The organism is Flavobacterium sp. (assembly GCF_041911335.1).
In the GTDB taxonomy this organism is placed as follows: domain Bacteria; phylum Bacteroidota; class Bacteroidia; order Flavobacteriales; family Flavobacteriaceae; genus Flavobacterium.
On record NZ_JAYRPD010000001.1, the window covers coordinates 1 to 26,942 of the forward strand.

At 31.6% G+C, this 26,942-nt stretch carries 23 protein-coding genes and 2 tRNA genes; 12 read left to right on the plus strand and 13 right to left on the minus strand.

The features are described 5' to 3' along the window. From ACE3PD_RS00005 to ACE3PD_RS00020, 4 genes are all read right to left on the minus strand, one after another. Positions 1-1,680: DEAD/DEAH box helicase (locus tag ACE3PD_RS00005; protein WP_374398388.1), on the minus strand; the 1,680-nt coding region annotated here is incomplete at its 3' end. A 57-nt stretch (positions 1,681-1,737) separates the two neighbouring features. After that, a complete protein-coding gene (locus ACE3PD_RS00010; protein ID WP_374398390.1) occupies positions 1,738-2,946 on the minus strand; it encodes a site-specific integrase in 1,209 nt (402 codons plus the stop codon). Between the two features lie 254 nt (positions 2,947-3,200). After that, positions 3,201-3,273 (minus strand) — tRNA-Met (locus tag ACE3PD_RS00015). Positions 3,274-3,303: 30 nt separating this feature from the next. Further along, positions 3,304-3,376: transfer RNA gene (locus ACE3PD_RS00020), tRNA-Met, on the minus strand. Positions 3,377-3,493: 117 nt separating this feature from the next. Between ACE3PD_RS00020 and era the strand changes: the two genes are divergently transcribed. Continuing rightward, on the plus strand, positions 3,494-4,378 hold the full coding sequence (era, locus tag ACE3PD_RS00025; protein ID WP_374398392.1) for a GTPase Era: 885 nt from the start codon (positions 3,494-3,496) through the stop codon (positions 4,376-4,378). A 224-nt stretch (positions 4,379-4,602) separates the two neighbouring features. On the opposite strand, the gene ACE3PD_RS00030 is transcribed toward era, so the two are convergent. After that, a complete protein-coding gene (locus tag ACE3PD_RS00030; RefSeq protein ID WP_374398394.1) occupies positions 4,603-5,094 on the minus strand; it encodes a hypothetical protein in 492 nt (163 codons plus the stop codon). Positions 5,095-5,335: 241 nt separating this feature from the next. Between ACE3PD_RS00030 and der the strand changes: the two genes are divergently transcribed. Together der and ACE3PD_RS00040 are read left to right on the plus strand one after the other, a co-directional pair. Further along, complete coding sequence (der, locus tag ACE3PD_RS00035; RefSeq protein ID WP_026724158.1) at positions 5,336-6,646, plus strand: ribosome biogenesis GTPase Der; 1,311 nt, start codon at positions 5,336-5,338, stop codon at positions 6,644-6,646. A 131-nt stretch (positions 6,647-6,777) separates the two neighbouring features. After that, positions 6,778-9,561, plus strand: a complete 2,784-nt coding sequence (locus ACE3PD_RS00040; protein ID WP_374398397.1) for an outer membrane beta-barrel protein — start codon at positions 6,778-6,780, stop codon at positions 9,559-9,561. A 59-nt stretch (positions 9,562-9,620) separates the two neighbouring features. Here the strand turns inward: ACE3PD_RS00040 and ACE3PD_RS00045 are convergent, their stop codons facing one another. The 5 genes from ACE3PD_RS00045 to ACE3PD_RS00065 all read right to left on the minus strand — a co-directional run bounded on the left by ACE3PD_RS00045 (position 9,621) and on the right by ACE3PD_RS00065 (position 12,829). Further along, positions 9,621-10,382 carry a YgcG family protein gene (locus tag ACE3PD_RS00045; protein WP_374398399.1) on the minus strand — a complete coding sequence of 254 codons (762 nt, stop codon included), beginning with the start codon at positions 10,380-10,382 and terminating at the stop codon, positions 9,621-9,623. A gap of 1 nt (position 10,383) precedes the next feature. Beyond that, positions 10,384-10,821, minus strand: a complete 438-nt coding sequence (locus tag ACE3PD_RS00050) for a TPM domain-containing protein (protein WP_374398401.1) — start codon at positions 10,819-10,821, stop codon at positions 10,384-10,386. Next, the gene (locus ACE3PD_RS00055) at positions 10,821-11,423 is read right to left on the minus strand and encodes a LemA family protein (protein ID WP_374398403.1); all 603 of its coding nucleotides are present in this window, start codon (positions 11,421-11,423) and stop codon (positions 10,821-10,823) included. Before ACE3PD_RS00055 ends, ACE3PD_RS00050 begins: the two co-directional genes overlap by 1 nt. Positions 11,424-11,453: 30 nt before the next feature. Continuing rightward, entirely contained in the window at positions 11,454-11,786 is a 333-nt protein-coding gene (locus ACE3PD_RS00060) for a MerR family transcriptional regulator (protein ID WP_291109306.1), read from the minus strand. Positions 11,787-11,851: 65 nt separating this feature from the next. Then, entirely contained in the window at positions 11,852-12,829 is a 978-nt protein-coding gene (locus tag ACE3PD_RS00065; RefSeq protein ID WP_026724164.1) for a M23 family metallopeptidase, read from the minus strand. Between the two features lie 176 nt (positions 12,830-13,005). On the opposite strand from ACE3PD_RS00065, the gene alaS reads away from it, so the two are divergent. Together alaS and ACE3PD_RS00075 are read left to right on the plus strand one after the other, a co-directional pair. Beyond that, positions 13,006-15,657, plus strand: a complete 2,652-nt coding sequence (alaS, locus tag ACE3PD_RS00070; protein WP_374398405.1) for an alanine--tRNA ligase — start codon at positions 13,006-13,008, stop codon at positions 15,655-15,657. Positions 15,658-15,751: 94 nt separating this feature from the next. Then, a complete protein-coding gene (locus tag ACE3PD_RS00075; RefSeq protein WP_374398407.1) occupies positions 15,752-16,189 on the plus strand; it encodes a lipocalin family protein in 438 nt (145 codons plus the stop codon). A 39-nt stretch (positions 16,190-16,228) separates the two neighbouring features. Here ACE3PD_RS00075 and ACE3PD_RS00080 read toward each other — a convergent pair whose 3' ends face one another. Beyond that, on the minus strand, positions 16,229-16,600 hold the full coding sequence (locus tag ACE3PD_RS00080; RefSeq protein ID WP_374398409.1) for a RidA family protein: 372 nt from the start codon (positions 16,598-16,600) through the stop codon (positions 16,229-16,231). 80 nt (positions 16,601-16,680) lie between these two features. Between ACE3PD_RS00080 and ACE3PD_RS00085 the strand changes: the two genes are divergently transcribed. From ACE3PD_RS00085 to ACE3PD_RS00110, 6 genes are all read left to right on the plus strand, one after another. Further along, complete coding sequence (locus ACE3PD_RS00085) at positions 16,681-17,634, plus strand: GSCFA domain-containing protein (RefSeq protein WP_374398411.1); 954 nt, start codon at positions 16,681-16,683, stop codon at positions 17,632-17,634. A gap of 79 nt (positions 17,635-17,713) precedes the next feature. Then, positions 17,714-18,193: a YbjN domain-containing protein gene (locus ACE3PD_RS00090; protein ID WP_374398413.1), complete on the plus strand. Its 480-nt coding sequence runs from the start codon at positions 17,714-17,716 to the stop codon at positions 18,191-18,193. Positions 18,194-18,201: 8 nt separating this feature from the next. Next, positions 18,202-18,573, plus strand: coding sequence for a hypothetical protein (locus tag ACE3PD_RS00095; RefSeq protein WP_026724172.1), 372 nt, complete (start codon positions 18,202-18,204; stop codon positions 18,571-18,573). A 17-nt stretch (positions 18,574-18,590) separates the two neighbouring features. Next, a complete protein-coding gene (locus ACE3PD_RS00100) occupies positions 18,591-20,405 on the plus strand; it encodes a PQQ-binding-like beta-propeller repeat protein (RefSeq protein WP_374398415.1) in 1,815 nt (604 codons plus the stop codon). A gap of 320 nt (positions 20,406-20,725) precedes the next feature. Continuing rightward, positions 20,726-22,498: a tetratricopeptide repeat protein gene (locus tag ACE3PD_RS00105; protein ID WP_374398417.1), complete on the plus strand. Its 1,773-nt coding sequence runs from the start codon at positions 20,726-20,728 to the stop codon at positions 22,496-22,498. 19 nt (positions 22,499-22,517) lie between these two features. After that, complete coding sequence (locus ACE3PD_RS00110; RefSeq protein ID WP_374398419.1) at positions 22,518-23,174, plus strand: response regulator; 657 nt, start codon at positions 22,518-22,520, stop codon at positions 23,172-23,174. Positions 23,175-23,357: 183 nt separating this feature from the next. Here the strand turns inward: ACE3PD_RS00110 and ACE3PD_RS00115 are convergent, their stop codons facing one another. Further along, positions 23,358-25,280, minus strand: a complete 1,923-nt coding sequence (locus ACE3PD_RS00115; RefSeq protein WP_374398421.1) for an ABC-F family ATP-binding cassette domain-containing protein — start codon at positions 25,278-25,280, stop codon at positions 23,358-23,360. Positions 25,281-25,426: 146 nt separating this feature from the next. On the opposite strand from ACE3PD_RS00115, the gene ACE3PD_RS00120 reads away from it, so the two are divergent. Beyond that, positions 25,427-25,843, plus strand: coding sequence for a DUF983 domain-containing protein (locus ACE3PD_RS00120; protein WP_374398423.1), 417 nt, complete (start codon positions 25,427-25,429; stop codon positions 25,841-25,843). A 17-nt stretch (positions 25,844-25,860) separates the two neighbouring features. Here ACE3PD_RS00120 and ACE3PD_RS00125 read toward each other — a convergent pair whose 3' ends face one another. Next, positions 25,861-26,913, minus strand: coding sequence for an NAD(P)/FAD-dependent oxidoreductase (locus ACE3PD_RS00125; RefSeq protein ID WP_374398425.1), 1,053 nt, complete (start codon positions 26,911-26,913; stop codon positions 25,861-25,863). Positions 26,914-26,942 lie beyond the last annotated feature (29 nt).

Below are 26,942 nucleotides of genomic sequence, written 5' to 3' on the forward strand. Positions count from 1 at the left end.
GTAAGCTGAATTAACTAATGTATAATAATTATATCTCAAAGATTCTATTAATGATTCACTTTGAAAATATATATCTGGATTAAAGTCTATTGATTTTAATTTACAATTTGAAAGTTGATTTGTAACAGAAATATAAAACATATATGTTGCTAAATCTCCATTAAAATAATCACTATTCAGATACCTCTCTCCTTTTTTCAAAATAAACTGTTCTTTTTCCAAATAATTAAGAGTATTTAGTCCAAATCTATTTACTTCTGTTTTATACTTCTTTGCTTTTCTAATATTGTAGGTATATTCGGTATAAGCATCATTTAAGATTTGTTTTTGTAAATTAATATCTGAATATTCAATTGTTCCAAGAGTTTGATACTTTTCAAACAATTCAGTTATTTTATTTTTTTCTGCAATTCCAAAAGGCAATGAGTTCTCTTGTATGCCAAGAGGTTCTGACATTACAATGTAAATATCCCCTTTTGTCCTTAACCTTGCAATTGCTTGAAGAATTGAAACATAACCAGAAGTAAACACTCCTTTGTTATTGAAATATTTAATATTTGTACTTGGAGGTAGTATAATAATAAGAGTATGATTTTCTTTTGTAATATTTATACCAGTTGAAAAATTTGTGCCAATATTAATTTTACTTTTATTGTATTTTCTAATATAATTAGGGCTAAATATATCATTATAACAAAAATTCAATTCTGACCTGTTTATTATTCCAAAATATGGTTTTTTCTGCATTTTTTTAAGCTGGCTTCTTGAATAAACAATGACATCAAATTTTTTGTTTTCATGAATTAACCTATTAAACAATCTTTTCAAACTTAAATTATCAATAATATTACTGTTGTCTTGATGTAGTATTAAATGTAAGTTACCTTGTTTTTCTTCAATAACAATTCTTTTAGATTCAATTATGTGAATTGTGTTATCTGTAAATTCTGAAAGGTATTTTATAATTTCTTTTGATGCTTCATTAAAAGTAGCACTGATTACATAATTCTTATGAACAACTTTTTTAAATTTCCAAAGGTTAAAAATATACTCCTCTTTAAAAGTATGTATAGAATCGTGTAATTCATCAAAAATCAACACAACCTTTTTATTATGATTTTCACAATACTTAATTAAATTTCTGAAATATTTTTTCCTTTTATTTGATTGAAATAAAGCGTCTTCACCAGGGTTTTCAAGTAAAGCATAGACAGTTAAAATATGAATTTTGAATTTATCAATATTTGAGCTATTAACTATATCTAATTCATCATTTACAGCTCCAATCATATTTTCATTAACAGGTTTGTCAATATGAAATAAACTAAATATTTTATTTTCTTCAATAATCGTTTTACATTCTTCAAAATACTGTTCAATTAAATTATTGTATGGAAGTGCAAAAACAACTATATAATCTTCTTTATTGGCATACTCTGAAACAATGTCAATTATGCACTTTGATTTTCCTTGACCAGTACCTGCATTTATTACAGTTGTATTTTTTACATCTAAATCCCTTATCAAAATAGGCATTAACTCTTCTGAAATATAACCAGTTTCAGGATTAGGACTAATAAACTCTTTAGTTGAGTTATAATAATTAGAATCAAAATCCTCTATATTTATTTTTTTGTATTCTACTGGAACATTTACTAAATCAAAATCTATTATACTCATAAAACTTAAAATAAAACTGTGCTGTAAAGATATTACAACACAGTTATTTATAAAGTATCATTTATCCAACTTTCTGCTTAAAGTTGAAATCTGCTCACTAACTTTTCTCTGAACCACTTTTGCATAATGGTCTTGAGTAGTTGAAATTTTGGAATGTCCTAAAAGTTCTGAAACCACCTCTATTGGAACATCATTGTAAAGCAATACAGTTGTGGCAAAAGTTTTCCTTGCAATGTGATGAGTTAATTTCTTTTCAATACCTATAATCTCAGCTATTTCTTTTAAATAGGAATTGAATTTTTGATTACTAACAACAGGTAATAATCTTTTATCATCCTGGTATTTTTCAATTATTGAAATGGCTTTAGGTAACAATGGAATTGAAAATTGCCTCTTTGTCTTTTGTCTGAACATATCAATCCACAGTTTTCCATCAAACTTTTTTACAATATGCTTTTGTGTCAGAATAGACATTTCTTGATAAGGTAAACCAGTATAACAACAGAAAACAAACATATCCCTAACTTGCTCCAATCTCTTTTGAGAAAATTTATGATTCTCTAATTTGTAAAGTTCCTTAGTAGTTAGATAAGTTATGGAGTTTATGACCTTTTTGGGTTTATAAAGCAAGAATGGGTCTGTCATTAGAAAACCCTCTGCAATAGCCAATTTAATAATCTTCCTAACCCTTTGAATGCTTTTATTGATTGTAATCTGCTTAAACTTTTTTTCAGTTTTCAAATAGTAATCAAAGTCATTTAAGAACTTTAAAGAGATATCTTCTAAAGCTATATTTCTCTTTTTGTACTTATAAAAAAGGAAGTTTTCTATATGCTGTTTGGCTTCTGTAAACTTTGAAAATGTAGATTTAGTGTACTCAATACCTACCAATTTTTCCATTCTTGCATTATGGAGATTAAATACTTCAATTAAAGTTTTTGATGGCTTAATATCTTCTCCTTTGAATTTTAAGTAAATATCCTCTACATCAAACTGTTCCTTTTGAACTTGTAGAAATAAAAAAGCCTGATTAATTTCTTGTTTAATCAGGCTCAATTGAGTGTTTATTTGTTTGTGTTTGGTATCATTAGGAATAGCTTTTTGCATTGAACTCTCCCAATTATCAGGATTTATAAATAATCCTGTTGAGAATACCTTCCTAATTCCATTGTAAGTAATTCTACACCTAATAGGTGCTTCATCCTTCATATTAATCCTGGTCTTATTTAATAAAAACAGAATTTTAATAATAGTGAAATTCTTCATAAATAAGGGATTTATTTGTGTGTACCTAAAGATTAATTAATGTGTACCCAATTGTGTACCTGAATGTGTACCTAATTAAAAAACTGTAATCCTAAATGTGTACCCAGTTAATAAAAATGTGTACCTCATTGTAACCCAAAAAAAACTAAAATTTGAATTTGTAATAAGTAAGTAGATTTTTAAAAAATCCTTGTAGAATAGATAAGTATAAAGCATAAAAAAAGAGAACCAATTTCTTGATTCTCTTTTCTTAGTAGCGGGAACAGGACTCGAACCTGTGACCTTCGGGTTATGAGCCCGACGAGCTGCCTACTGCTCTATCCCGCGATGTACGGTTGTAATTCAATAAATTCTTAGTAGCGGGAACAGGACTCGAACCTGTGACCTTCGGGTTATGAGCCCGACGAGCTGCCTACTGCTCTATCCCGCGATTTGTGAGTGCAAAGGTACACTCTTTATTTAAAATTACAAGACTTTTTTAAAAATAATGTTTTCTTTCTACTATTTCAGGCGTTATCACTACCTTTGTACCCATAAATTTATTGAAATGGAGCACAGAGCAGGTTATGTAAATATCATTGGAAATCCGAATGTAGGGAAATCAACTCTTATGAATGCGTTTGTAGGGGAACGTCTTTCTATTATCACATCTAAAGCACAAACTACCAGACACCGTATTTTAGGAATTGTAAATGGAGATGATTTTCAAGTTTTATTTTCAGATACGCCTGGAATTATTAAACCAGCGTATGAATTACAAAATTCTATGATGGATTTTGTGAAATCGGCTTTTGAAGATGCTGATATTTTGGTTTATATGGTAGAGATTGGCGAAAAAGAATTAAAAGACGAAGCGTTTTTTAATAAAATTATCCATTCTAAGATTCCTGTTTTATTATTATTAAACAAAATTGACAAATCGAATCAGGAACAATTAGAAGAACAAATGCAGTTGTGGAAAGAAAAAGTACCAAATGCAGAAATTTATCCTATCTCGGCTTTAGAGAACTTTAATGTGCAAACGGTTTTTGACCGAATTATCGAATTACTTCCAGTTTCTCCAGCGTTTTATCCAAAAGATGCTTTGACTGATAAACCAGAACGTTTCTTTGTCAACGAAACCATTCGTGAGAAAATCTTATTGAACTACGATAAAGAAATTCCATATGCCGTAGAAATTGAAACGGAAGAATTTATTGAAGACGACAACATAATAAGAATTCGTGCCGTAATTATGGTAGAACGCGATACACAAAAAGGAATCATCATCGGTCACAAAGGTGCCGCTTTGAAGAAAGTTGGAATTCAAGCCCGTGAAGATTTAGAGAAATTCTTTGGCAAACAAATTCACTTAGCTACTTACGTTAAAGTAAATAAAGATTGGAGAAGCAACGAACGTCAGTTGAGACGTTTTGGGTATAACCAAAAATAGAGTTGCGAATTCCAAATAAAACCAGATAATCGCTCCGTCATTTCGAGTGATTTTTAAAAGTAAAAATGCTAATTTTTGCTTTTGAAAATTGTATCGAGAACTTTAGAAACGATTTTACCTTCTATAGTTCTCGATACTTTTTTTATTTGAAAATCTTAGGCTTTTCAAATAAAAAAACTCGAAGTTACGTTAGTGGAATTATGTTTCCATTTGAAATGTAATTCCTACTCCAAAACCTTATACATCAAATCTTCTAATTCGTGCATTTGTGGAACTCCTTTTTCTCTATTGATTCTAGCGATAACGTAGAGTAATATCCAAAAAACAACCATAAAAGTCATTACCACTACATCTAAAACTACAGATTGTTTTAACGACCAATGCGTGTAAGCCATCATAGCAAAAACCAAAAATAAACCTGCAATGATAAAATGAAGAAACATAAAAAGCGTCCACAACAATTGCTCAGGACCGAACAATCCTTTTACAGTGGTTTTATCTTCGTTTGCTTCTAGTTCTAAATGCAAAAAAGGCGAATAATATTTTCGTTTTTCTTTACTGAAATAGAAATACAAATGTTCGTCTATGATTTTGATTTGGTAATCGGCTTTAAGTTCCGTTTTTAGTTGTTTTGCTTTTTCTAAGATTTGCGTAACACTATTTTTTGATTCCACTTCAAATCTGGGGCGAAGTGCGATGCTTTTTTCGGGTTCCATACACTTGGGATTTATGCGAATATATAAATTTTTAACAAATGTTGAATAAAATTTTCAGTCTAGCCCAGATAGCAATGAAAACCCCGCAAATTTTACACCTATTTTTTCTTTTTATTGCGGTAGCGACCCTAGAAGCTGCTGCAATAAATTTAGAAAAAAAGACGTAAAATTGTGGTGTTGTAATGGATAGCTGGAAAAAGCTCCAAAAAAAATCGTACTTTTGCCGATTCAAAATAAGATTATGAACAATATTGTTGCCATTGTAGGAAGACCAAATGTTGGAAAATCCACATTTTTTAACCGTTTAATTCAGCGAAGAGAGGCCATTGTTGACTCGGTAAGCGGTGTTACGCGTGATAGAAATTATGGAAAAAGTGAGTGGAACGGAAAAGAATTTTCGGTAATTGACACCGGAGGTTATGTAAAAGGTTCGGATGATATTTTTGAAGGAGAGATTCGTCGTCAAGTAGAATTAGCTATCGACGAGGCGGATGCTATTGTTTTTGTGGTTGATGTTGAAGAAGGCATTACGCCAATGGATGAGGAAGTAGCGAAATTGCTTCGTAAAGTTAAAAAACCTATACTTTTAGTAGTCAATAAAGTAGACAACGCCATGCGTGAAAAAGACGCAGTGGAATTCTATAATTTAGGATTAGGCGAATATTTCACGATTTCGGGAATGAGCGGAAGTGGAACTGGGGAATTGTTAGATAAAATCGTAGAGGTTTTACCTGAATTACCAGAAGCGATAGAAGAAGAAAATCCGTTACCAAGATTTTGTGTAGTAGGAAGACCAAATGCAGGAAAATCATCATTCATTAACGCTTTAATTGGCGAAGATAGATTTGTAGTAACTGATATTGCAGGAACAACTCGTGATGCGATTGACACGAAATACAACCGTTTTGGATTTGAATTCAACTTAGTGGACACAGCGGGAATTAGACGTAAAGCAAAAGTAAAAGAAGATTTAGAATTTTATTCGGTAATGCGTTCGGTAAGAGCAATTGAGCACAGTGATGTTTGTTTATTAGTTATCGATGCAACTCGCGGATTTGAAGGACAAGACCAAAGTATTTTTTGGTTGGCGGAGAAAAACCGTAAAGGAATTGTAATCTTAGTAAACAAATGGGATTTAGTTGAAAAAGACACCATGAGTACTCGTGATTACGAAAGAAAAATTAGAGAAGAAATTGCTCCTTTTACTGATGTGCCGATTTTATTTATCTCAGCTTTAACGAAACAACGTTTATTAAAAGCATTAGAAACTGCGGTTGAAGTTTTTGAAAATAGAAAACAACGTATTTCGACTTCGAAATTCAATGAGTTGATGTTGCCCATTATTGAAGCTACACCACCACCGGCATTAAAAGGAAAATATATTAAGATTAAATATTGTATGCAGTTGCCAACACCAACGCCTCAGTTTGTGTTTTTTGCGAACTTACCACAATATGTAAAAGATCCGTACAAGCGTTTTATTGAAAATAAATTAAGAGAAAACTACAATTTTAGTGGTGTTCCAATTGATATTTATTTCAGACAGAAATAATTGAAAAAACCGAAGCATTAACTTCGGTTTTTTTGTGGTTTTTGTTAAATTATTCGTAAGAAAATTTTTAATTACACAATAAATATTTTATTTCGTAGTTTATAACAACTTAAAACAAATTTTACTTTTTTATGCGAAATAATTTTTTATTAGCCTTATTATTGCTGGTTACCTCAGCCATTTTTTCTCAAAACACTATTTCATTAAAAGGAAAAATAATTGATAAGAATAGTGCTCTCCCTTTAGAATCTGCAACCATTTATTTAAAAACTGTAAAAGATTCAACTGTTGTAGATTACACCATTTCGGATAAAAATGGGAATTTTGAAATCAAAACCAAGAAGAATGAAAGTCCAATTTATTTTAAAATATCCTACATTGGTTATACCGATTACACTGAAAAATTAGACAATTTAAGCAAAGACAAAGATTTTGGCTTCATTAAATTGACTGAAAATGTAAGCACTTTAAACGAGGTTGTAGTTCAATCAGAAGCTCCACCTATTACAATTAAAAGCGATACATTGGAATTTAACGCTTCATCATTTAAAGTTAGACCCGATGCTAATGTAGAAGCGTTATTAAAACAACTTCCTGGTGTAGAAATAGACGAAGAAGGTAAAATCACAGTGAATGGAAAGGAAGTAAACAATATTTTAGTCAATGGAAAGCCTTTCTTTGGAAAAGACGGAAAAATTGCCACTCAAAATTTACCAGCTGAAATAATTAGTAAAGTACAAGTAACCGACACCAAAACAAAAGAAGAAGAATTATCTGGTCAAGATGCGACTTCTAACGAAAAAACAATCAACTTAACCATTCAGGAAGATAAAAATAAAGGTGTTTTTGGAAAAGCAAATGCGGGTTATGGAACAGATGATCGGTACGAATCTAGCTTACTATTTAATTATTTTAAAGACACGCAAAAGATTAGTGTTTTAGGTTCGTCGAATAACATCAACTCGGTCGGATTTTCGATGGATGAGATTTTTGATAATATGGGTGGCGGAAGAAATAGTTCAATTTGGGTAAACGACAATGGTAGTTTTGGAATTAACGGAATGCAATTTGGCGGCAACAATGGTATAACCACTTCAAACATGATTGGTGTCAATTTTGCTGATGAATGGGCAAAAAAGAAAATCAATCCAAATGGAAGTTACTACTATTCAAACACAGAAACGAACAATAACAACAGAACTAACAGAATCAACTTACTTCCTACAGGAAACACTAATACTTTAGCAGAGTCAAAAACTAAATCAATTTCTGATGGACATAGTATTGCAATGGATTTTGAAATAAAAATCGATTCAACAACAACATTATATTTGAGTCCGAGTTTTACTAAAAGTGAAATAAAAAATAAGAATTCGGGTTTTGATGCTACATTTGATGAATCTGGAACTGCTTTAAATGAAAACACGAACAATAACAACTGGTCAAGCAATAAAAACACCTTTAAAAATAGTCTTTATTTTTACAAGCAGTTAAAGAAAAAAGGAAGAGGAATTAATTTTTCTTTGAGTAATGAAAACAGCAAAAATGATTCAGAATTATTAACCAAAACAACAACAACTTTTCTACAATCTGGAAATACTTCTGATAACAGAGATCAATTTAGAATAGATAATTCTAAAAACGATAGCTTTAGAGCAGAGATTGGCTATTCTGAACCTTTAAGAGACTCCTTATCATTTAATTTTAAAACTACTTATAATTATAAAAAATCTAATGATACAAGAGAAACTTTTGATTTTGATAACGGATTAAATTCGTATTCAAACTTTAATGATTTACTTTCAAACGATATTATCTCTACAACTTCATCAGTAACCCCAATGGTTGGAATTAGATTGCAAAAAAAGAAAATTAGAGGAAGCATTTGGTTTGGAACTGAAATTACAAATTTTGACAACCAATCTAACTATTTATTAAACACAACTACGGTAAATAAAAACTATATGTATCCAAAAATGAATGGATATTTGAGTGTTACATTAGGTAAATCAAAATCTATTTATACGTATTACTCATACGAAGTAAATTTACCTAGTGCTAATCAAATTTTACCTTTCGAAAATTTAGCAAATCCATTGAATACTATTATTGGAAATGCCGATTTAAAACCTAACGAAAATTACTCTATTTACACCAACTTCAACAATTATGATTATGCAACTCGAAGTGGTTTTTATGCTTATGCAGGAGGAGATTACAATGTAAATCAAATTGTAGCTTCTACTACTTATGATGCCGATTTTAAAGCAACAACCACCTATCAAAATGTTGACAGAGCTTATAACACTTACGTTGGTTTTAGTTTAAACAAATCCCTTAAGAAAGAAAAAAGAACGTTTAAATATGGATTGGGATTGCAGTTTGATTACAATTATGATCAAGGATTAACCAATGCTGCATTATTTGAATCTAAAGGTTTGACTTTAAGCCCAAGAGCTAATATTTCGTGGTCGATTGACGAAATGATTACAATTAATCCTTCGTATCGATACACTTATATCAACAATGATTTCACAAATTATGTTATTGATAACACAAAAAACTTTAAGCATACTGCCAAGTTAGAAATCACAAGTTACTGGCCTAAAAAAGTAGTTTTAGGAAGTGATTTTGGTTACAACTACAATTCAAACATAGCTGATGGTTTTAAAAAAGATTTCTATTTATGGAATTTGAGTTTGGGATATAATTTCTTCCAAGACAAATTATTAGCCAAAGTAAAAGTGTACGATGTTTTAAATCAAAATATTAGCGCAACCCGAACGATTACACCAACTTCCATTACCGATATGGAAAACACGGTTTTACAACAATATGCTATGTTTTCTTTAACCTATAAATTAGAGAAATTTGGAGGCAAGAAAAAAGAGGGAGGCATTATGTTTATGGATTAAACAAAAAACTCGTTAGTGTTTACTAACGAGTTTTTTTTATGATTACTTTGTAATTTAATTTACCAACTACCGCCAGCGCCACCACCAGAAAATCCACCACCGCCGAAGCCGCCGCCAAATCCTCCTGATGAACCGCCACCAAAGCTTCCACCACCAAAACCTCCGTTTCCTCTTCCGAGACTGCTAAGAATGATAATGTCGCCTAAATCTAAACCGCTGCCACCTCTATAATTTCCGCCTCCTTTATTTCCTCTAGAAGCTAAAACAATTAGAATAATTATAAAAATAACAATTAAGATAAAAGGCAAAGGATTACTCGATTCTTTTCTAGAACCTTTGTATTTTCCTTTTAAGACTTCAAAAATCGCATCGACACCTTTATCTAATCCTTGGTAATAACTTCCGGCTTTAAATTCAGGAATAATAACGTTTCTTATCAATTCTCCGTTGATTCCTGCGGTTAACCTATCTTCTACCCCATAACCAGGAGAAATCCAAATTTCTCTATCGTTTTTAGAAAGTAAAATTAGAATTCCGTTGTCTTCTTTTTCTTGACCTATTCCCCATTCATGTCCCCATTTTGGTGTTAAAATCCCAATATCTTCACCTTTTAAATCATCAATTGTGATGACAACAATTTGAGTCGTAGTCGAATCGGAATAGCGAACCAATTTGTTCTCTAATTCTTTTTCTTCTGTTGGATTTAAAACATCAGCATAATCGTAAACACTTGTTTGAAAACTAGGTTTTTTTGGGATATCAAACTGCGCATGAGCTATCAATCCGCTTAAAGCTAATACAAATAAAAATAACTTTTTCATATTAACTTCTTGAGATTTCGTTAGACAATTCATTGGTATCATCCGATTGATATGGGAAATATTTTTTCAATCGTTCGCCAGCTCTAAGAATTCCTTCTACTAAGCCTTTCTTGAAGTTGCCTTCCTTAAAATTCGCAATTACAACATCTTTAGTACAATCCCAAAAATCAGCTTCTACTACTTTATCAATGCCTTCATCACCAATGATAGCAAACTTTTTATCGGCTACACCTACATAAAACAGCACTCCGTTTCGATCTTGAGTTTCGTGCATGTGAAGTTCAAAAAAAACCTCCTGAGCTCGGTCAAGAGGTGATTTTTGGGTATGTTCTTCTAAATGCACTCTGATTTCTCCCGAAGTGTTTTTTTCCGCTTCAATAATCGCTTGAACAATTTCTTGTTCGTCTGCTTTTGATAAGAAATCTTCTGTTTTAGACATTATTTTTTCTCCTTATTAAAGTCAAATTCTACATCAACTGGTTTTTCAGCACCTGCAACTGCATCAAAATATGGTTTTTCTTTGTAGTTTCCTAAGAAAATAGAATTAGGGAAAACCAAAATGTAGTTGTTATATTTTTGAACCGATTCGTTAAAACGAGTCCTTGCTGTTAAAATTTGATTTTCAGTACTTGCCAACTCATCTTGTAATTTCAAGAAGTTTTGATTTGCTTTTAAATCTGGATATTGTTCCACAGTAACCAATAATCTTGACAAAGAGCTATTTAAATTCCCTTGTGCTTGATTAAATTGTGTTAATTGTTCTGGCGTCATATTCGTTGGGTCAATTTTCACAGAAGTCGCTTCAGAACGTGCTTTAATTACGGCTTCTAAAGTAGATTTTTCAAAATCAGCAGAACCTTGAACCGTTTTTACTAAATTACCAATAAGGTCATTTCTTCTTTGGTATGAGGTTTCAACATTTCCCCATTCTTTATTTACTTCCTGATTTACACGAACAGCTCCATTTTTAATACTGATGTACCAAAATCCGATGATTAGCAATAATCCTCCTACTATTATCCAAGGCAAAAATTTTCTCATAGTTTTTAAATTTTAAAGTTTATTAATTGTTTATAGTTGATTTTTAATTGTGTTCAATTGTGCTTTGATTGTTTCTAATTTGCTAATAATTTCAAATTTATCTAGTGTTTTCTTTTGATTTTCTTTCAAATGTGTTTTGGCTCCATCTAAGGTAAATCCGCGCTCTTTTACCAAATGATAAATCAATTGCAAATTCTTCACGTCTTCTGGTGTGAACATGCGATTCCCTTTGGCATTTTTCTTTGGTTTTAGAATATCGAATTCTTTATCCCAAAAACGAATTAAGGAAGCATTTACATTAAAAGCCTTAGCGATTTCGCCAATGCTGTAATATCTTTTATTTGGTGCTAATTCTAAATGCATTTTTTAAGTTCAAGTTCAAATTCAATTACAAGTTCAAAACTTCTGAAATCATCAATCTTAAATCGTTAATCCAGCGATTGGTTTTCTTGGTTCGCTAATTTTGAAATTTCTATATATTCTTTTGCTGAAATACTTCCGTAATAGAAATTCAGCGGATTTACGCGTTCGCTTCCTTTGAAAACTTCATAGTGCAAATGCGGTGCCTGACTTCTTCCTGTACTTCCCACATAACCAATAATATCACCACGTTTTACTCTTTGACCTGGGCGACAATTGTATTTACTCAAATGCGCATACAAGGTTTTGTAGCCATAACCGTGATTAATTTCAATATGATTCCCATAACCTGATAACGAAGCGTCTGCTTTATAGACAACTCCATCACCTGTGGCGTAAATTGGTGTTCCCGTTCTAGCAGTGAAATCCATTCCGTAATGAAATTTTCTAATTTTCGTAAATGGATCACTTCGATAACCATAACCTGAAGCCATTTGTTTCAAGTCTTCATTTTTAACCGGTTGAATTGCTGGAATAGCGGCTAACAATTTCTCTTTTTGCTTGGCCAAAGCCACAATTTCATCCAACGATTTCGACTGAATTACCAATTCTTTCGTTAAAATATCCACGCGTTTTGTCGTGTTTTCCATTAACTCTGAATTATTGAAACCTTGTAAATCTTTGTAACGGTTAACACCTCCAAAACCTGCTTTTCGTTCTTCTTCAGAAATAGGAGTCGTATTAAAATATATTCTGTAAATATTGTTGTCTCTATTTTCAATCGCTTCCAAAACATCGTCCATCAAATCCAACTTTTTATTCAAAACGGTGTAATTTAATTTTAAAGCTTCAATTTCTCTTGCCTGAATTTTATCTTTTGGTGTTTCGAAATAACTCGTATTTATCAATAGTAGAAAAATTAAAAAACCAAACAACGCCGAAGACACCAAAAACAACACAACATAGCCAAACTTCTTCCTTTTTCTTGTCTGAATGCGCTTGTATGCTAAATTTTCTGAATCGTAATAATATTTTACCTTCGACATATATGAAAATATACTATTTTTGTGCCAAATTTATTGGTTGACATAGGTTATACGAACAAATTTAAGAAATGTTTCATTCTTTAGCTATTTTATTTTTAGTTGGGCTATTTTTTTGGACATTTACTTTCGTTTCCGCATCACAATAAACAAATAAAAACAGATCTAAATTATTGATAATGAAATCGCAAGACATTCGTAAAGCATACCTTAATTTTTTTGAATCAAAAGGGCATTTAATTGTTCCTTCTGCGCCAATCGTTTTAAAAGACGATCCAACCTTGATGTTCAACAACTCGGGAATGGCCCAATTCAAAGAATATTTCTTAGGCAATGGAACTCCAAAAAGTCCAAGAATTGCCGATACGCAAAAATGTCTTCGTGTTTCTGGAAAACACAATGATTTGGAAGATGTAGGTTTTGATACTTATCACCACACCATGTTTGAAATGCTTGGAAACTGGTCTTTTGGTGATTATTTCAAGAAAGAAGCATTAGCTTGGGCTTGGGAATTTCTTACAGAAGTTTTAAAGTTAGACAAAGACCGTTTGTATGTTTCTGTTTTTGAAGGAAATCCAGCAGAGAACGTTCCGTTTGACCAAGAAGCTTTTGATATTTGGAAGCAATACGTTTCAGAAGACCGCATCATTTTAGGAAATAAAAAAGATAACTTCTGGGAAATGGGCGACCAAGGTCCGTGTGGTCCATGTTCTGAAATTCATATCGATTTAAGAACTGACGCTGAAAGAAATGCAGTTTCAGGAAGAGATTTAGTTAATGCTGATCATCCGCAAGTAGTGGAAATTTGGAACAACGTATTTATGGAATTCAACCGTAAAGCCGATGGCTCGTTAGAAAAATTACCAGCACAACACGTAGATACCGGAATGGGATTTGAGCGTTTGTGTATGGCAATGCAAAACGTGACTTCGAATTATGATACGGATGTTTTCACACCGCTTATCGCGAAAGTTGAAGAAATTACAGGATTAAAATACACTTCAAATGATGCAATGACAAGTCGCGACTTGTCAATACAAGAAGAGCAAAACAAAACTAATATTGCGATTCGTGTAATTGTAGACCACGTTCGTGCGGTAGCTTTTGCTATTGCTGATGGACAATTACCTTCAAATACAGGTGCTGGTTATGTAATTCGTAGAATTTTACGTCGTGCGATTCGTTACGGATTTACGTTTTTAGGAACGAAAGAACCTTTCATCAACAAATTAGTGGAAGTTTTAGCGAATCAAATGGGCGAATTTTTCCCAGAGATTAAATCGCAACAACAATTGGTTACTAATGTAATTCGCGAAGAAGAAGCGTCTTTCTTACGAACTTTAGAACAAGGATTACAATTATTAGACAAAGTAGTTGCGGAAACGTCTGGAAAAGAAGTTTCGGGTGAAAAAGTATTCGAATTGTACGATACTTTTGGTTTCCCGAAAGATTTAACGGCTTTGATTTTAAAAGAAAAAGGTTATTCATTTAATGAAACCGAATTCGAAACGGAATTACAAAAACAAAAAGCGCGTTCTCGTGCGGCTTCGGAAGTAACGACTGACGATTGGAAAGTTTTAATTGATGGAAACGTGGAAACATTCGTTGGTTATGACCAAACGGAAAACAACGTTAAAATCACCCGAATTCGTAAAGTAGATTCTAAAAAAGATGGGGTTTTATACCAAATTGTTTTAGATGCTACGCCGTTCTATCCAGAAGGTGGTGGACAAGTGGGTGATAAAGGAACATTAGTTTCAGCAAACGAAACTATCGAAATCATTGATACGAAAAAAGAAAACAACTTAATATTACATTTCGCAAAACAACTTCCTGAAAACGTGGAAGCTGGATTTGTAGCAAAGGTAAATACCGATTTAAGAACTTCGACTTCTAAAAATCACTCGGCAACGCATTTGATGCATTTGGCTTTGAGAAGTATTTTAGGAACGCATGTGGAGCAAAAAGGTTCATTGGTAAATCCAAATTACTTACGTTTTGACTTCTCGCATTTTTCTAAAGTTTCGGATGAAGAATTACGTCAAGTAGAAGCAAGTGTAAATGCTCAAATTGAAGCCCAATTACAATTAGTAGAACACAGAAATATCCCAATCAAAGAAGCATTAGACAAAGGTGCGATGGCTTTATTTGGAGAAAAATATGGCGACAATGTTCGTATGATTGAGTTTGGTGAAAGTAAAGAATTATGTGGTGGAATTCACGTGAAAAACACCGCTGATATTTGGCATTTCAAAATTGTTTCAGAAGGAGCTGTTGCTGCTGGAATTCGTCGTATTGAGGCGATTACAGGTGATGCGGTGAAAGATTTCTATAAAAATCAAGAAGATACTTTGGCGGAAATCAAAGAAGTATTGAAAAACCCACAAGATGTTTTAAAATCTGTGGCTTCGTTACAAGATGATAATGCGAAATTGAAAAAACAATTAGAGCAATTAGTAAAAGAAAAAATCGAAGGATTAAAAAACACATTAGTTGCTGATTTTCAAGAAATCAACGGAATCAACTTTTTAGCCAAACAAGTAGATTTATCCATGAGTTCGACAAAAGATTTGGCACAAGCTATCGGGATTTCAAAACCGAATGCGTTTGTATTTTTAGCTTCAATTGAAGATAATGCTCCAAATATTCACTGCTACATTTCAAAAGAATTAGTTGCTGAAAAAGGATTAAACGCTGGAAACGTCATCAGAGAATTAGGAAAACTAATCGACGGAAATGGTGGCGGACAACCTTTCTTTGCTTCAGGAAAAGGGAAGAATGTGAGTGGAATTAAGGAAGCGTTGGAGAAGGTTGTGGAATATGTAAAATAGAAGAAACAGAAAGATTCTAAATTATTTAAAAACCTACAAAGAGATAAATTCTTTGTAGGTTTTTTTATATATTAGCAACAAATTAAACAGAAAAATGAAAAAACTTCTTTCCCTTTTTACTTTTTTAATAATTATTCTGAGTTCATGTTCAAGTGATGATTCAGATGGATTAGCTATCAATTCACAAAACCTTTTAGGAAAATGGTATTTAAAAGGTGGAACAACTAATAATGGTTCATTTGAAAATCACACACATGATTGCACAACTAAAAAAGATTTTCAAGAATTTTTTAATAATGGAGAAATCACTTTTAATGGTTATAACTCGGAATGTAGTTTAGATGAAATTGAAACTTCATTATGGTTCTTAAATGGAAACAGATTAACTGTTACAAATACAAATTTCGACCCCATGATTTATGAATATGAATATATTATTGAAAGTTTAACTTCCGATGAATTGATATTAAAAGAAACTGTTTCGGAACCTGAAGGAACTTTCGTATATAGATCAACTTTCACAAGAAATTAGAAAAAAATCCCGATAAACTTCAAACCTTATCGGGATTTTTTATTCTATTACTGCAATCGCCTCAATCTCAATCAACCATTCTTTTCTACCTAAACTTTCAACACCCACTAAAGTGCTTGCTGGATAATTTTCATTTCCTAGAAACTCCTTTCTAACTTTTCTGAAAACAGGTAAATCTACTTCTGGATTAAAATTTACGATGTACGTATTCATTTTTACCACATCTTTAAAAGTAGCATTACAATTCGTGAGTTGCTTTTCTAAATTTTGAAAAGTTGTTATGGTTTGAGCTTCTAAATCAGCACCATCACCAATTTGTCCTGAAATGTATAGTGTTTTGAAATTTCCAGTTTTTACTACAACAGTTTGGGAGAAACCTTCGTTTGGTTCTATATATTCTTTTTCAATCATTGTTATCAGATTAATTCCTCAGTAAAAATACTCGTTTTTTGTAAAAAGTAGTTTAAATTTGGGCTTTAAACCCAATAGATTTGCAATTCACTACCAAAATACCCGTTCAAAAAAGCGCTTTCCCAATCGATTATGATTCGAAAGTTATGTTATTGGGTTCGTGTTTTGCGGAGAATATGGGAAATAAATTTGCTTATTTTAAGTTTCAGGCAATTACTAATCCCTTTGGGATTATTTTTAATGCGGTTTCTTTAGAAAAGTTAATCCGCCGCGCTGTTGAAAATAGAACTTTTACCGAAAACGATATTTTCTTTCATAACGATTTATGGCATTGTTATGAAGTGCATTCCGAATTATCAAATCCAGATAAAGAAGAGTTTTTGAGTAATTTGAATTCGATTTTAGAATCGACACATCAACAAATTGCCTCATTGACACATTGTATCATCACCTTAGGAACTTCATGGGTTTACAGAAATATAGAAACCAACGAAATTGTTGCCAATTGTCATAAAGTACCACAAAAACAGTTTACGAAAGAATTACTTTCAATAAATCAAACGGAAGAAAGTTTACAAAATATTGTTGGTTTAATTCATTCGGTGAATCCAAATTGTAATTTCGTTTTTACAGTTTCTCCTGTGCGACATATAAAAGATGGTTTTACAGAAAATACGTTGAATAAAGCACATTTGATTGCAGCAATTCACAAAACAATCACCCATCACCCATCACCCATAACCTATTTCCCAGCTTTTGAAATCATGATGGACGAATTGCGCGATTATCGTTTTTATGCTGAAGATATGCTGCATCCGAATCAAACTGCAATCGATTATATTTGGATTCAATTCTTTAAAAATTATGTTTCTGAATCGGTGTTTGGATTGATGAATGAGATTTGCTCTATTCAAAAAGGGTTACAACATCGTCCGTTTAATCCAAATACAGAAAATCATCAGAAATTTTTAAAACAACTCGATTTAAAAATTAAAGCCATTAAAAATCAATATCCTTTTATAAAATTTTGTTAAAATACGACAATTGTCGTATTTCAGAAGTTTTCGTTTTTTATGAATTTTGATTTATCAATAATTATAAAAAATCAATCTTATGAAAACTTTAAAATTATCCTCGTTTTTTTATCTATTTGTTTTATTCTTTTCTGTTCAATTCGCAACAGCTCAAAAATTAGTTAATGCATCGGAAGTTACTACTTCTTTATTAAAAGAAACTTTCGACAATGCTTATATAGAAGTATTAGAGGTTAAAGACACTTATATAAAAATTAAAAACACCTATAGTGTTTATCTTGATATTGATGCCAACAAAAGATTCATAACCTTTAGTAGCGTTTATAATCTAGTAGAAGGTGCTTCAAAAAAAGATGCACTAGAATTAGTAAACAAATTAAATGCTGAAGTAGCTTTAATTAAGGTTTACTATTCCGAAAGCACAAACACCATTACTTATTTCTATTATTTTTGGACGGAAGGCGGATTTACACAAAAATCCTTAATTAGTTCTTTACGCCTTTATAAAACAGCATTGGATTTATCTTTAGATAAAGATACAGGTAAACTTATTAAATAAAAATATTTATGAAAATAAGAATCGCCTTTGTATTGCTTGTGATTAATCTTTTTTACAGCGAATCAATATGGTCTCAAAGACCTGTTCTTACAGACGAAGAAACTGTTTCAGAAATGGTTATATCCGAAATGCACGAAGTATTTCAATCTCCTGATTTTATTAAAAAGAAAAACAAGAAATTTTCTGAAGTAACAGGCGATATGACTATTGATATTACTGTAATTCAGAGCGGAAAAGTTGCTACTTTTTTCAAAGTAGATAGCACAATCAAAGACATCGATTTTATCAACTTTATGTCAGAATACATTCTTACTCACAAATTTAAATTCAAATTAGAGAAGAAGAAAAGATACAAAATTAGATACAACATATCATTTTAACATTAAAAACGAAACTCATGAAAAAATCAATTATTATGTACTCTCTTCTTGTAGCCATAGTAGGAACTACTCCTGCAACTGCTCAATTTGGGAAGTTATTAGACAAAGTAAAAGGAAGTGGTGGTTCAAAAAAGTCAGGAAGTCTTGCTACGGTTTGGGAATCAGAATTTGGAAACAAAGCCACTCGATTAGCCGTAAACAATAGCGATGATTCTTATATTTTAGGAACAGATGATAACTCTGCTTCAGTATTAAATGGTGAAGGAAAGCTAATTTGGAATGGCGATTACAAAAATATTACCACCAACAAAACGAATAAATGTGAATATCAATACGTTATCTGGAAAGATAATGGAGGTTATTTGTTCTTGTTTGACGAAAGAAAAATGGGAACTGACCGAGTTGCTGTAATTGATATTGCTTCAGGAAAAGAATTATGGAATTCAGAACAATACCAAAATTTACTTCCAAAAGGAACAAAATCGGAAGACGGTGCTGACCAAGGGGAATTGGAAACTGTAAAATACATTTACGAATTGGATGCGTTTTTAATTTCTCAAAAAGCTTCTGTAATTTTAGTAAAAGCCAATACGGGAGAAAAAGTTTGGGAAACGAATCGTTTTAAAGGTGGTGTTGGAAAATACATTTACGATTCTAAAAAGAACGAAATTATCATGGTGAATTTTAAACCAACAGCTTTAGGAGCTTTGTTTGCAGGTTTCAAAAATCAGATGGTGAAATTAAACGCTAGCAATGGAGAAATCATTTGGGAAAACACTTTTATGGGAACTGTAGAAAAAGAATTAGTTACCAGAAGAGCCATTTTAGATTTATGGATTAAAGGCGACAAAGTATTCATGTATTTGAATGGATTACAAGTTTTCAATATCAATACAGGACAAAAACTTTGGGAATCTATCTATGAAAACGACATGGATGGCGGCGGAGGAGGCATGTTCTCTAACACAACGCAAAAAAAATATTACAGAACAATTGCTGATCCATTATTTACAAACAATGCGGTTTATATAGTAATGTTAGGTGGAAGAGACCGAGCTAAATACGTTCAAAAACATGATTTAGAAAGTGGTAAAATCATGTGGACGTCTGAAAAAATTACAGGTGCTTTTTCTATGCCAAATATTTACAGATCGGGGGATAAAGTAATTGTTCAAGTTGGAGGAAAAGTACAAGTTCAAGAGTACAGAAAAGAACAACAACCAAGTATTTATGGAGGAACTTACACTTCATTTGTTCCTTACATTTATTGGGATTATAAAGCGCAAAAAAATAGCTTAATAGTAATTGATGATAAAACAGGAACTACTTCATGGCGTTCTGAAAGATTTGACAAACGTATTACAGATTTCATCATTCATGAAAATAAAAATGTTTTTGTTGGAGATGGCGATCAATTCTATTGTTATGACATTGCTTCGGGAAAACAAATTTTTGATGTAAAACATAACGATGCTGGTGTTGGAAAAGCAAAAGACGTAATTGATTTTGGAGAAACTGTGGTAGTTTTATCTGAAAAAGGATTAGCATCATACAACAAAAAAGATGGTTCAAGAGCTTATGCAACTGAGAAAATTAAAGGAGTAGATTATTTTTATGATGTTAACGGAAACTACTTCTTACGCGACCAAAGAAACAGCAAAAACATTCTTCATGCAATTGATATGACAAATGGCGACACCAAAGGTTCAGTTCAATCAAAAGGAAAAGGCGGAAGTCCAGAATACGGTGACGGTTTAGACATTACCGAAGATGGAGAATTCATTTTTGCTTTCAAAGGCAAAAAAGTTGAGAAGATAAAAGTGAATAATTAATTTGTTTTTTTATAGTTTGATTACCGAAAGCGGATTGTCATTTGGCAATTCGCTTTTTTTAAATACGTCAAATGTCGTATAGGAAATAGTGCGGTTTTAAACGAATTTTACGTAGTAATTAAAAGCTGAGTTATGTCTAAATTATTTCTTTCCATCAAATCAATGAGTCAAAAGAAAGAGTTACATGTAATTCTTTTAAGTTTATTCGTTTTACTTTGTTTACTATTGAATGTTTACAATCTCATTTATGTATTGCATTAATTTAAACGTATTTTAAATTTGATTTTATACTTTTATAGTAAACATTGATCAATTTCAAAATGAGAAACTATATATCTATCCTTTTCGTTTTACTTCTTACCCAACTCTTTAGTCTTAGTTGGGGACAAACCTATTCGGTAAAACAAATTGATTCGGTTTTGAATATGCCATACGATGATATTGTTGCGAATACTTCTAAGTCATTACAATTGTTCAACAAAGTTTTATCGGATGCAAAAAAACAAAACTACAAATTAGGTATTGCTAATAGTTATGATAAAATGGCACTTTGTTATTTTTATCAAAGTAAGTATGATTTACAAGCCAAATATATTTTCATGGCAATTAATCAATTCAATCAATTAAAGCAATACGACAAAGTAGCTTCGCTTTATGGAAGTTATGGCTATCATTTAAAAAGACGCAATTTAGATTCTGGAATTTTGTACATGCAAAAAGGATTAAAAATTGGCGAAAAACACAATGCAGAGTACGAACTTAGGGCTATTTATGACAATTATGGTGTTTTAAAAGAGATGAAAAAAGAGTACGATAGTGCTTTTTTATTCTACAATAAATCATTGGCTCTAAAGGAAAAAGCGAATGACAAAATAGGAATTCCGTATAGTTTGAATAAAATTGGAATGCTTCAATTAACTTTAAAACAATTTGCTAAAGCGAAACAAAATTTAGACAAAGCCTATCAAATTCGATTAGAGATTGATGATAAAATTGGAATTGCAGAAAACCTCAATTTCTATGGTTACTACTATTTTGAAACCAAAGACCATCAAAAATCAATTGACTATTTCAACAAAGCTCTCAATTATAGTAAAACTTACAATTACAATTATTTAACCCAAGACAATTATCAAAAATTATCTGAGTTGTACGAATTAAATTCCGATTACAAAACAGCTTTAGACAACTTTAAAAAATACACGGCTTATAAAGACAGTATTTCAAATATCAATCTCCGAATAAAACAAGCCGAACTTGATACCGAGTTTGACACAGTACGAAAAGAAAAGGAAATTTTAACTCAAAAAGCAGATTTAGCCGTTAAAAATACTTATATTGTAATCATTGTTTCACTCTTAATTTTATCAATAATTGTCGGGTATTTTATGCTAAAAAATCAAAAAATGAAAACCCTTCAATTGCAAAAAGAAAACGAATTAAAAGATGCGTTATTAAAAATCGAAACTCAAAATCGACTTCAAGAACAACGTCTTCAAATTTCGAGAGATTTGCATGATAACATTGGAGCGCAACTTACATTTATTATTTCATCTGTAGATTCATTAAAATATGCTTTTGCCGATGGAAATCCGAAGTTAGAGGATAAATTAAATAATATTAGTTCGTTTACCAAAGAAACTATTTACGAATTGCGAGATACGATTTGGGCCATGAATAAAGATGCAATTACAATTGAAGATTTAAAAACCCGAATTTCAAACTTTATTGATAATGCCCAACTATCATTAAACGGAATTCAATTTAATTTTAATTTCAACACAAAATCGTTTCAATCGTTTAGTTCTAGAGACGGAATGAATATTTATCGCTTAATTCAAGAAGCGGTAAATAATGCTATAAAACATGCAAAAGCAAGTCAAATTGACGTATCTTTAACAGAGTCTGAAAACGAAATAACTATTGCAATTGCTGACAACGGAACCGGATTTGATTTAGAGACAGCCGAAGTTGGGAATGGGTTGAATACAATGAAAAAAAGAGCTTCCGAATTAAAAGGAAATTTCAACATTGAATCTACTGAAAAAGGAACTAAAATTTATCTAAGTTTACCTAATCAAAAGGAAGTTTAATAAAACTAATCATCAAAAAATGCAAAAAATTATCAAAACAGTAATCGTAGACGACAATACTTTCTTAATAAAAGCTATTCAAGAAAAACTTTCTTTTTTTGATGATATTCAAATAAAATTCACTGCATTAGATGGATCTGATTTACTAACCAAGATAAGTAACAATCACAATATCGATGTTATTTTAATGGATATCGATATGCCTATTTTAAACGGAATTGAAGCCACCGAAATCATAAAAAACAAATATCCGCATATCAAAGTCATCATGTTAACTGTTTTTGATAATGATGAAAATATTTTCAACGCAATTAAAGCTGGTGCAGATGGTTATTTATTAAAAGAAGTAGAGCCAAAAACTCTTTATGAAGGCATTATCGACACTTTAAACGGAGGTGCCGCCATGAATCCTTCCATTGCCTTGAAAACATTAAAACTACTTCGCAATCCAATAGATTTAGACAATAAAAAGGAAGAAGAAATCATCAAATTAACTACAAGAGAAGTTGATGTTTTAGAACAACTAAGCAAAGGATTAAATTACATTAATATTGCTGAGAATTTATTTTTGTCTCCAGCAACGGTAAGAAAACATATTGAAAATATTTACACGAAACTTCAAGTTCACAACAAATTAGAAGCAGTTCAAAAAGCAAAGAAGAACAATCTAATTTAAAAAAATACGTTATTTGACGTATGGGTTATCGAGTTTAATTATTGCAATTTTACAACATTATAAATTTGACGAAATGAAGCGGACTATTGGTGCATTTATAAAGAAAAATAAAATGACCATGATTATCATAATCATAGTCATTTTATTCTTGTTACTTAATTGCTATAATATTATATATTGCAACTAACTATTCAATTCTTCAATTTCTAATTGCACGTTTTCCCAATCTTCTAATAATTGTTCCAACTCTTTTTTCTTCTTTTCATAAGCCGCAAAAAAAGTAGCATCTTCAATATGTTTGTCATAGTTTGAAGCTAAGGCTTTATCATCTGCTTGAATGGCTTTTTCTAATTGCTGAATTTGACTTTCAATTTTGCTCAATTTATTCTGAAGTGCTTTGGCTTTCTTTTGATCTTCGTACGAAATACTTTTTACAGCTTTCGCATTTTGAGATTGAGCATTCACTACGACATCTTTCTTTTCAATTTCACGCATATTCATAGCGTTTTTCTGCTCTAAGAAGAAATTGATATCACCTAAATATTCTCTGATTTTTTGATCTTTGAATTCGTATACAATATTTGACATTCCTTGCAAGAAATCACGGTCGTGAGATACTAACAACAATGTTCCTTCAAATTGCTGTAAAGCGGCTTTTAAAACGTTTTTAGACTTGATATCTAAGTGATTTGTTGGTTCGTCCATTACCAAGACGTTAATCGGCTGTAAAAGCAATTTACATAGAGCTAAACGATTTCTCTCGCCTCCCGAAAGCACTTTAACTTTTTTCTCTACTTCATCACCACGGAATAAAAATGCACCCAACATATCGCGCACTTTTGAACGATTCGTATCGGTTGCAGCTTCTAACATCGTATCTAACAAAGTTTTTTCACCATCTAAATATTCCGCTTGATTTTGAGCAAAATATCCCAATTGAACATTGTGGCCAAGTTTGATGGTTCCTTCGTATTCAAATTCATTCACAATGGCTTTCATGAAAGTCGATTTCCCTTGACCATTTTGACCAACGAAAGCAACCTTACTTCCACGTTCCACTAAAAGCGAAATATCTTTTAAAATTACTTTATCTCCGTATGCTTTGGTAACGTGCTCTGCCTCTACCACAACTCTTCCTGGTGTTTGCGAAACGGGAAAAGAAATATTCATCACCGAATTATCGTCCTCATCGACTTCAATTCGTTCTACTTTATCTAATTTTTTAATCAACGATTGCGCCATCGATGCTTTAGAAGCTTTAGCTCTAAATTTCTCGATTAACTTTTCAGTTTCTTCAATTTTTTTGGCTTGATTTTTTTGTGTTGCCAATTGCTTTTCGCGAATCTCCTGACGCAACACTAAATATTCCGAATACGGTTTACTAAAATCGTAAGCTTTTCCTAATGAAATTTCGATAGTCCGATTTGTAACATTATCCAAAAACATTTTGTCGTGTGAAACGATTACCACAACTCCAGGGAAATTTCGTAAAAATCCTTCTAACCAAATGATACTTTCAATATCCAAGTGGTTCGTTGGCTCATCTAAAAGTAAAATATCATTCGATTGTAATAACAATTTTGCCAATTCAATACGCATTCTCCAACCACCAGAAAAAGTATCGGTTTGATTGTCGAAATCCTCTCTTTTGAATCCAAGACCTAACAGAATTTTTTCGGTATCTCCAACATAATTATAACCTCCAAGAACTTCATAATGATGAGTTACATCGCTCAACTCTTCAATCAAATCGGAATATTCCTGACTTTCATAATCGGTACGAGTAACTAATTGGTGATTAATTTCATCTATTCTGAATTCGGCACGTTTAATTTCCTCAAAAGCCATGTAAGCTTCCTCCAAAACCGTTCTTCCTTTCACAAAATCAATATCCTGACGAAGAAATCCAATTTTCACTTCTTTTTCTGTAGCAATAGTTCCGCTATCAGGTTTAAAATCACCCGCAAGCATTTTCAACATGGTTGATTTTCCTGCACCATTTTTTCCAACAAGTCCCACTCTATCTCCAGAACCTAAACGAAAAGTTACTTCTTCAAAAAGATAAGTTCCTCCAAAAGAAACCGATAAATTATGTATGTTTAGCATTTAAAAAGTTTATAAGTTTAACTGTTTATGAGTTTAGGAGTTACAATTCCAATTAACTCAATTTACTATTAAACAAATTGATTACAGTTACAATTGTTACACATAGAATTATTAGATGTTGTACCTTTGTGTAAAATATTTTGCAAATGTTAAAAAAAGGATCCAAATTAAATAGTATTTTAACAGGAAGTTGTCCTACTTGTCACGAAGAAAGCATGTTTTTAGACAAAAATCCGTATAATGTTCTAAATGTGTACAAAATGCACGAAAATTGCAGCCATTGTGGAACCAAATATAAAATGGAACCTTCGTTTTTTTATGGCGCTATGTATGTAAGTTATGCTCTTGGAATTGCATTTGGAGTTGCCGCATTCATCATCACCTATTTTTTTGTTGGAGAAAAAAGTTTAATCAACAACTTTATAGTGATAATTGCCACTTTAATTGTTTTTATGCCTATCATTATGAGATTATCTCGAAACATCTGGATTAATATGTTTATCAGTTATGATAAAGATTGGAAAGAACATATTAGAGACAAAAACAAACCTACATTACGATAAATAAAAACCGAAACGCTTTAGTTTCGGTTTTTTTTATAACATCTTACAATATCAATTTCTTTTTCTAAAGGGATTTTGTTTTCAATGTGTTGAAATAGTTGATTTGCTAAATAAGGTCCTAACATAACACCACGAGTTCCCAAACCATTTAAAACATGAAGTTGAGAATAATCTGGATGTGTTCCAACTAATGGTCTTCTATCTTTAACTGTTGGCCGTACACCACCAAAATGTTCTACAATTTCAAAATCACAGGAAATAATTTCTTTTAATTTTTCAACAAGCTCTTGTTTTCCTTCTTCTGTTGGTATGTTTGTTTTGTCCTTCCAATCGTAAGTAGCTCCAACTTTATACATATCATTTCCTATAGGAAGAATAAAAACACTAGACTTAATTACTACATCCAAATCCAAATTAGTAGCTTTAATGATAAGCAATTCGCCTTTTGTTCCATCCAAAGGCAAATCATTAAAATAAGGATTGGCATGTAATCCAAAACCTTCTGCAAAAATTATATGTTTTGCTTTTATTCCATTATAAGAAATTTTGTTATCAAGAAATTGAATGGCGTCGTAATTGAATGTGTCTTTTGAAAAAACTCCTAAACTTTCAAGGTACTTTGAATAGGAAGAAATCAAAGTATTAATATCTAAGTAACCTGTTTCATTAACCAAACCATAATGAAATGGAGAATCAATATTCTGATACTTTTTGTTTACTAAGTTAGGACTAAGAAATGGCGCTAAATTTGGTTTATCAGCAGCTTGAAACCAATTGTTTTGTTCTTCAATTGAAGCTAATTTTCTAAGAATAGGAATCTTATAATCAAAAACAACATTTAGTTTTTCTTGAATTTGGTGGTAAAGCGGAAATGCAAATTCTAATTGTTCTTTTGCTTTCCAAACTTCACTGAAACGTTTTAATACCACTGGATTGTACAATCCACCTGCAATACGTGATGAAGGCTGCGAATTGTTATCAAAAACTAAAATTGATTTATTGTTTTGCAAGGCAATTTCAGCAAAAGAAATTCCCGCAAGACCACTTCCAACAATAATAAAATCTATCATGGTGTAAAATTAAAAAACTCTTACCAAAT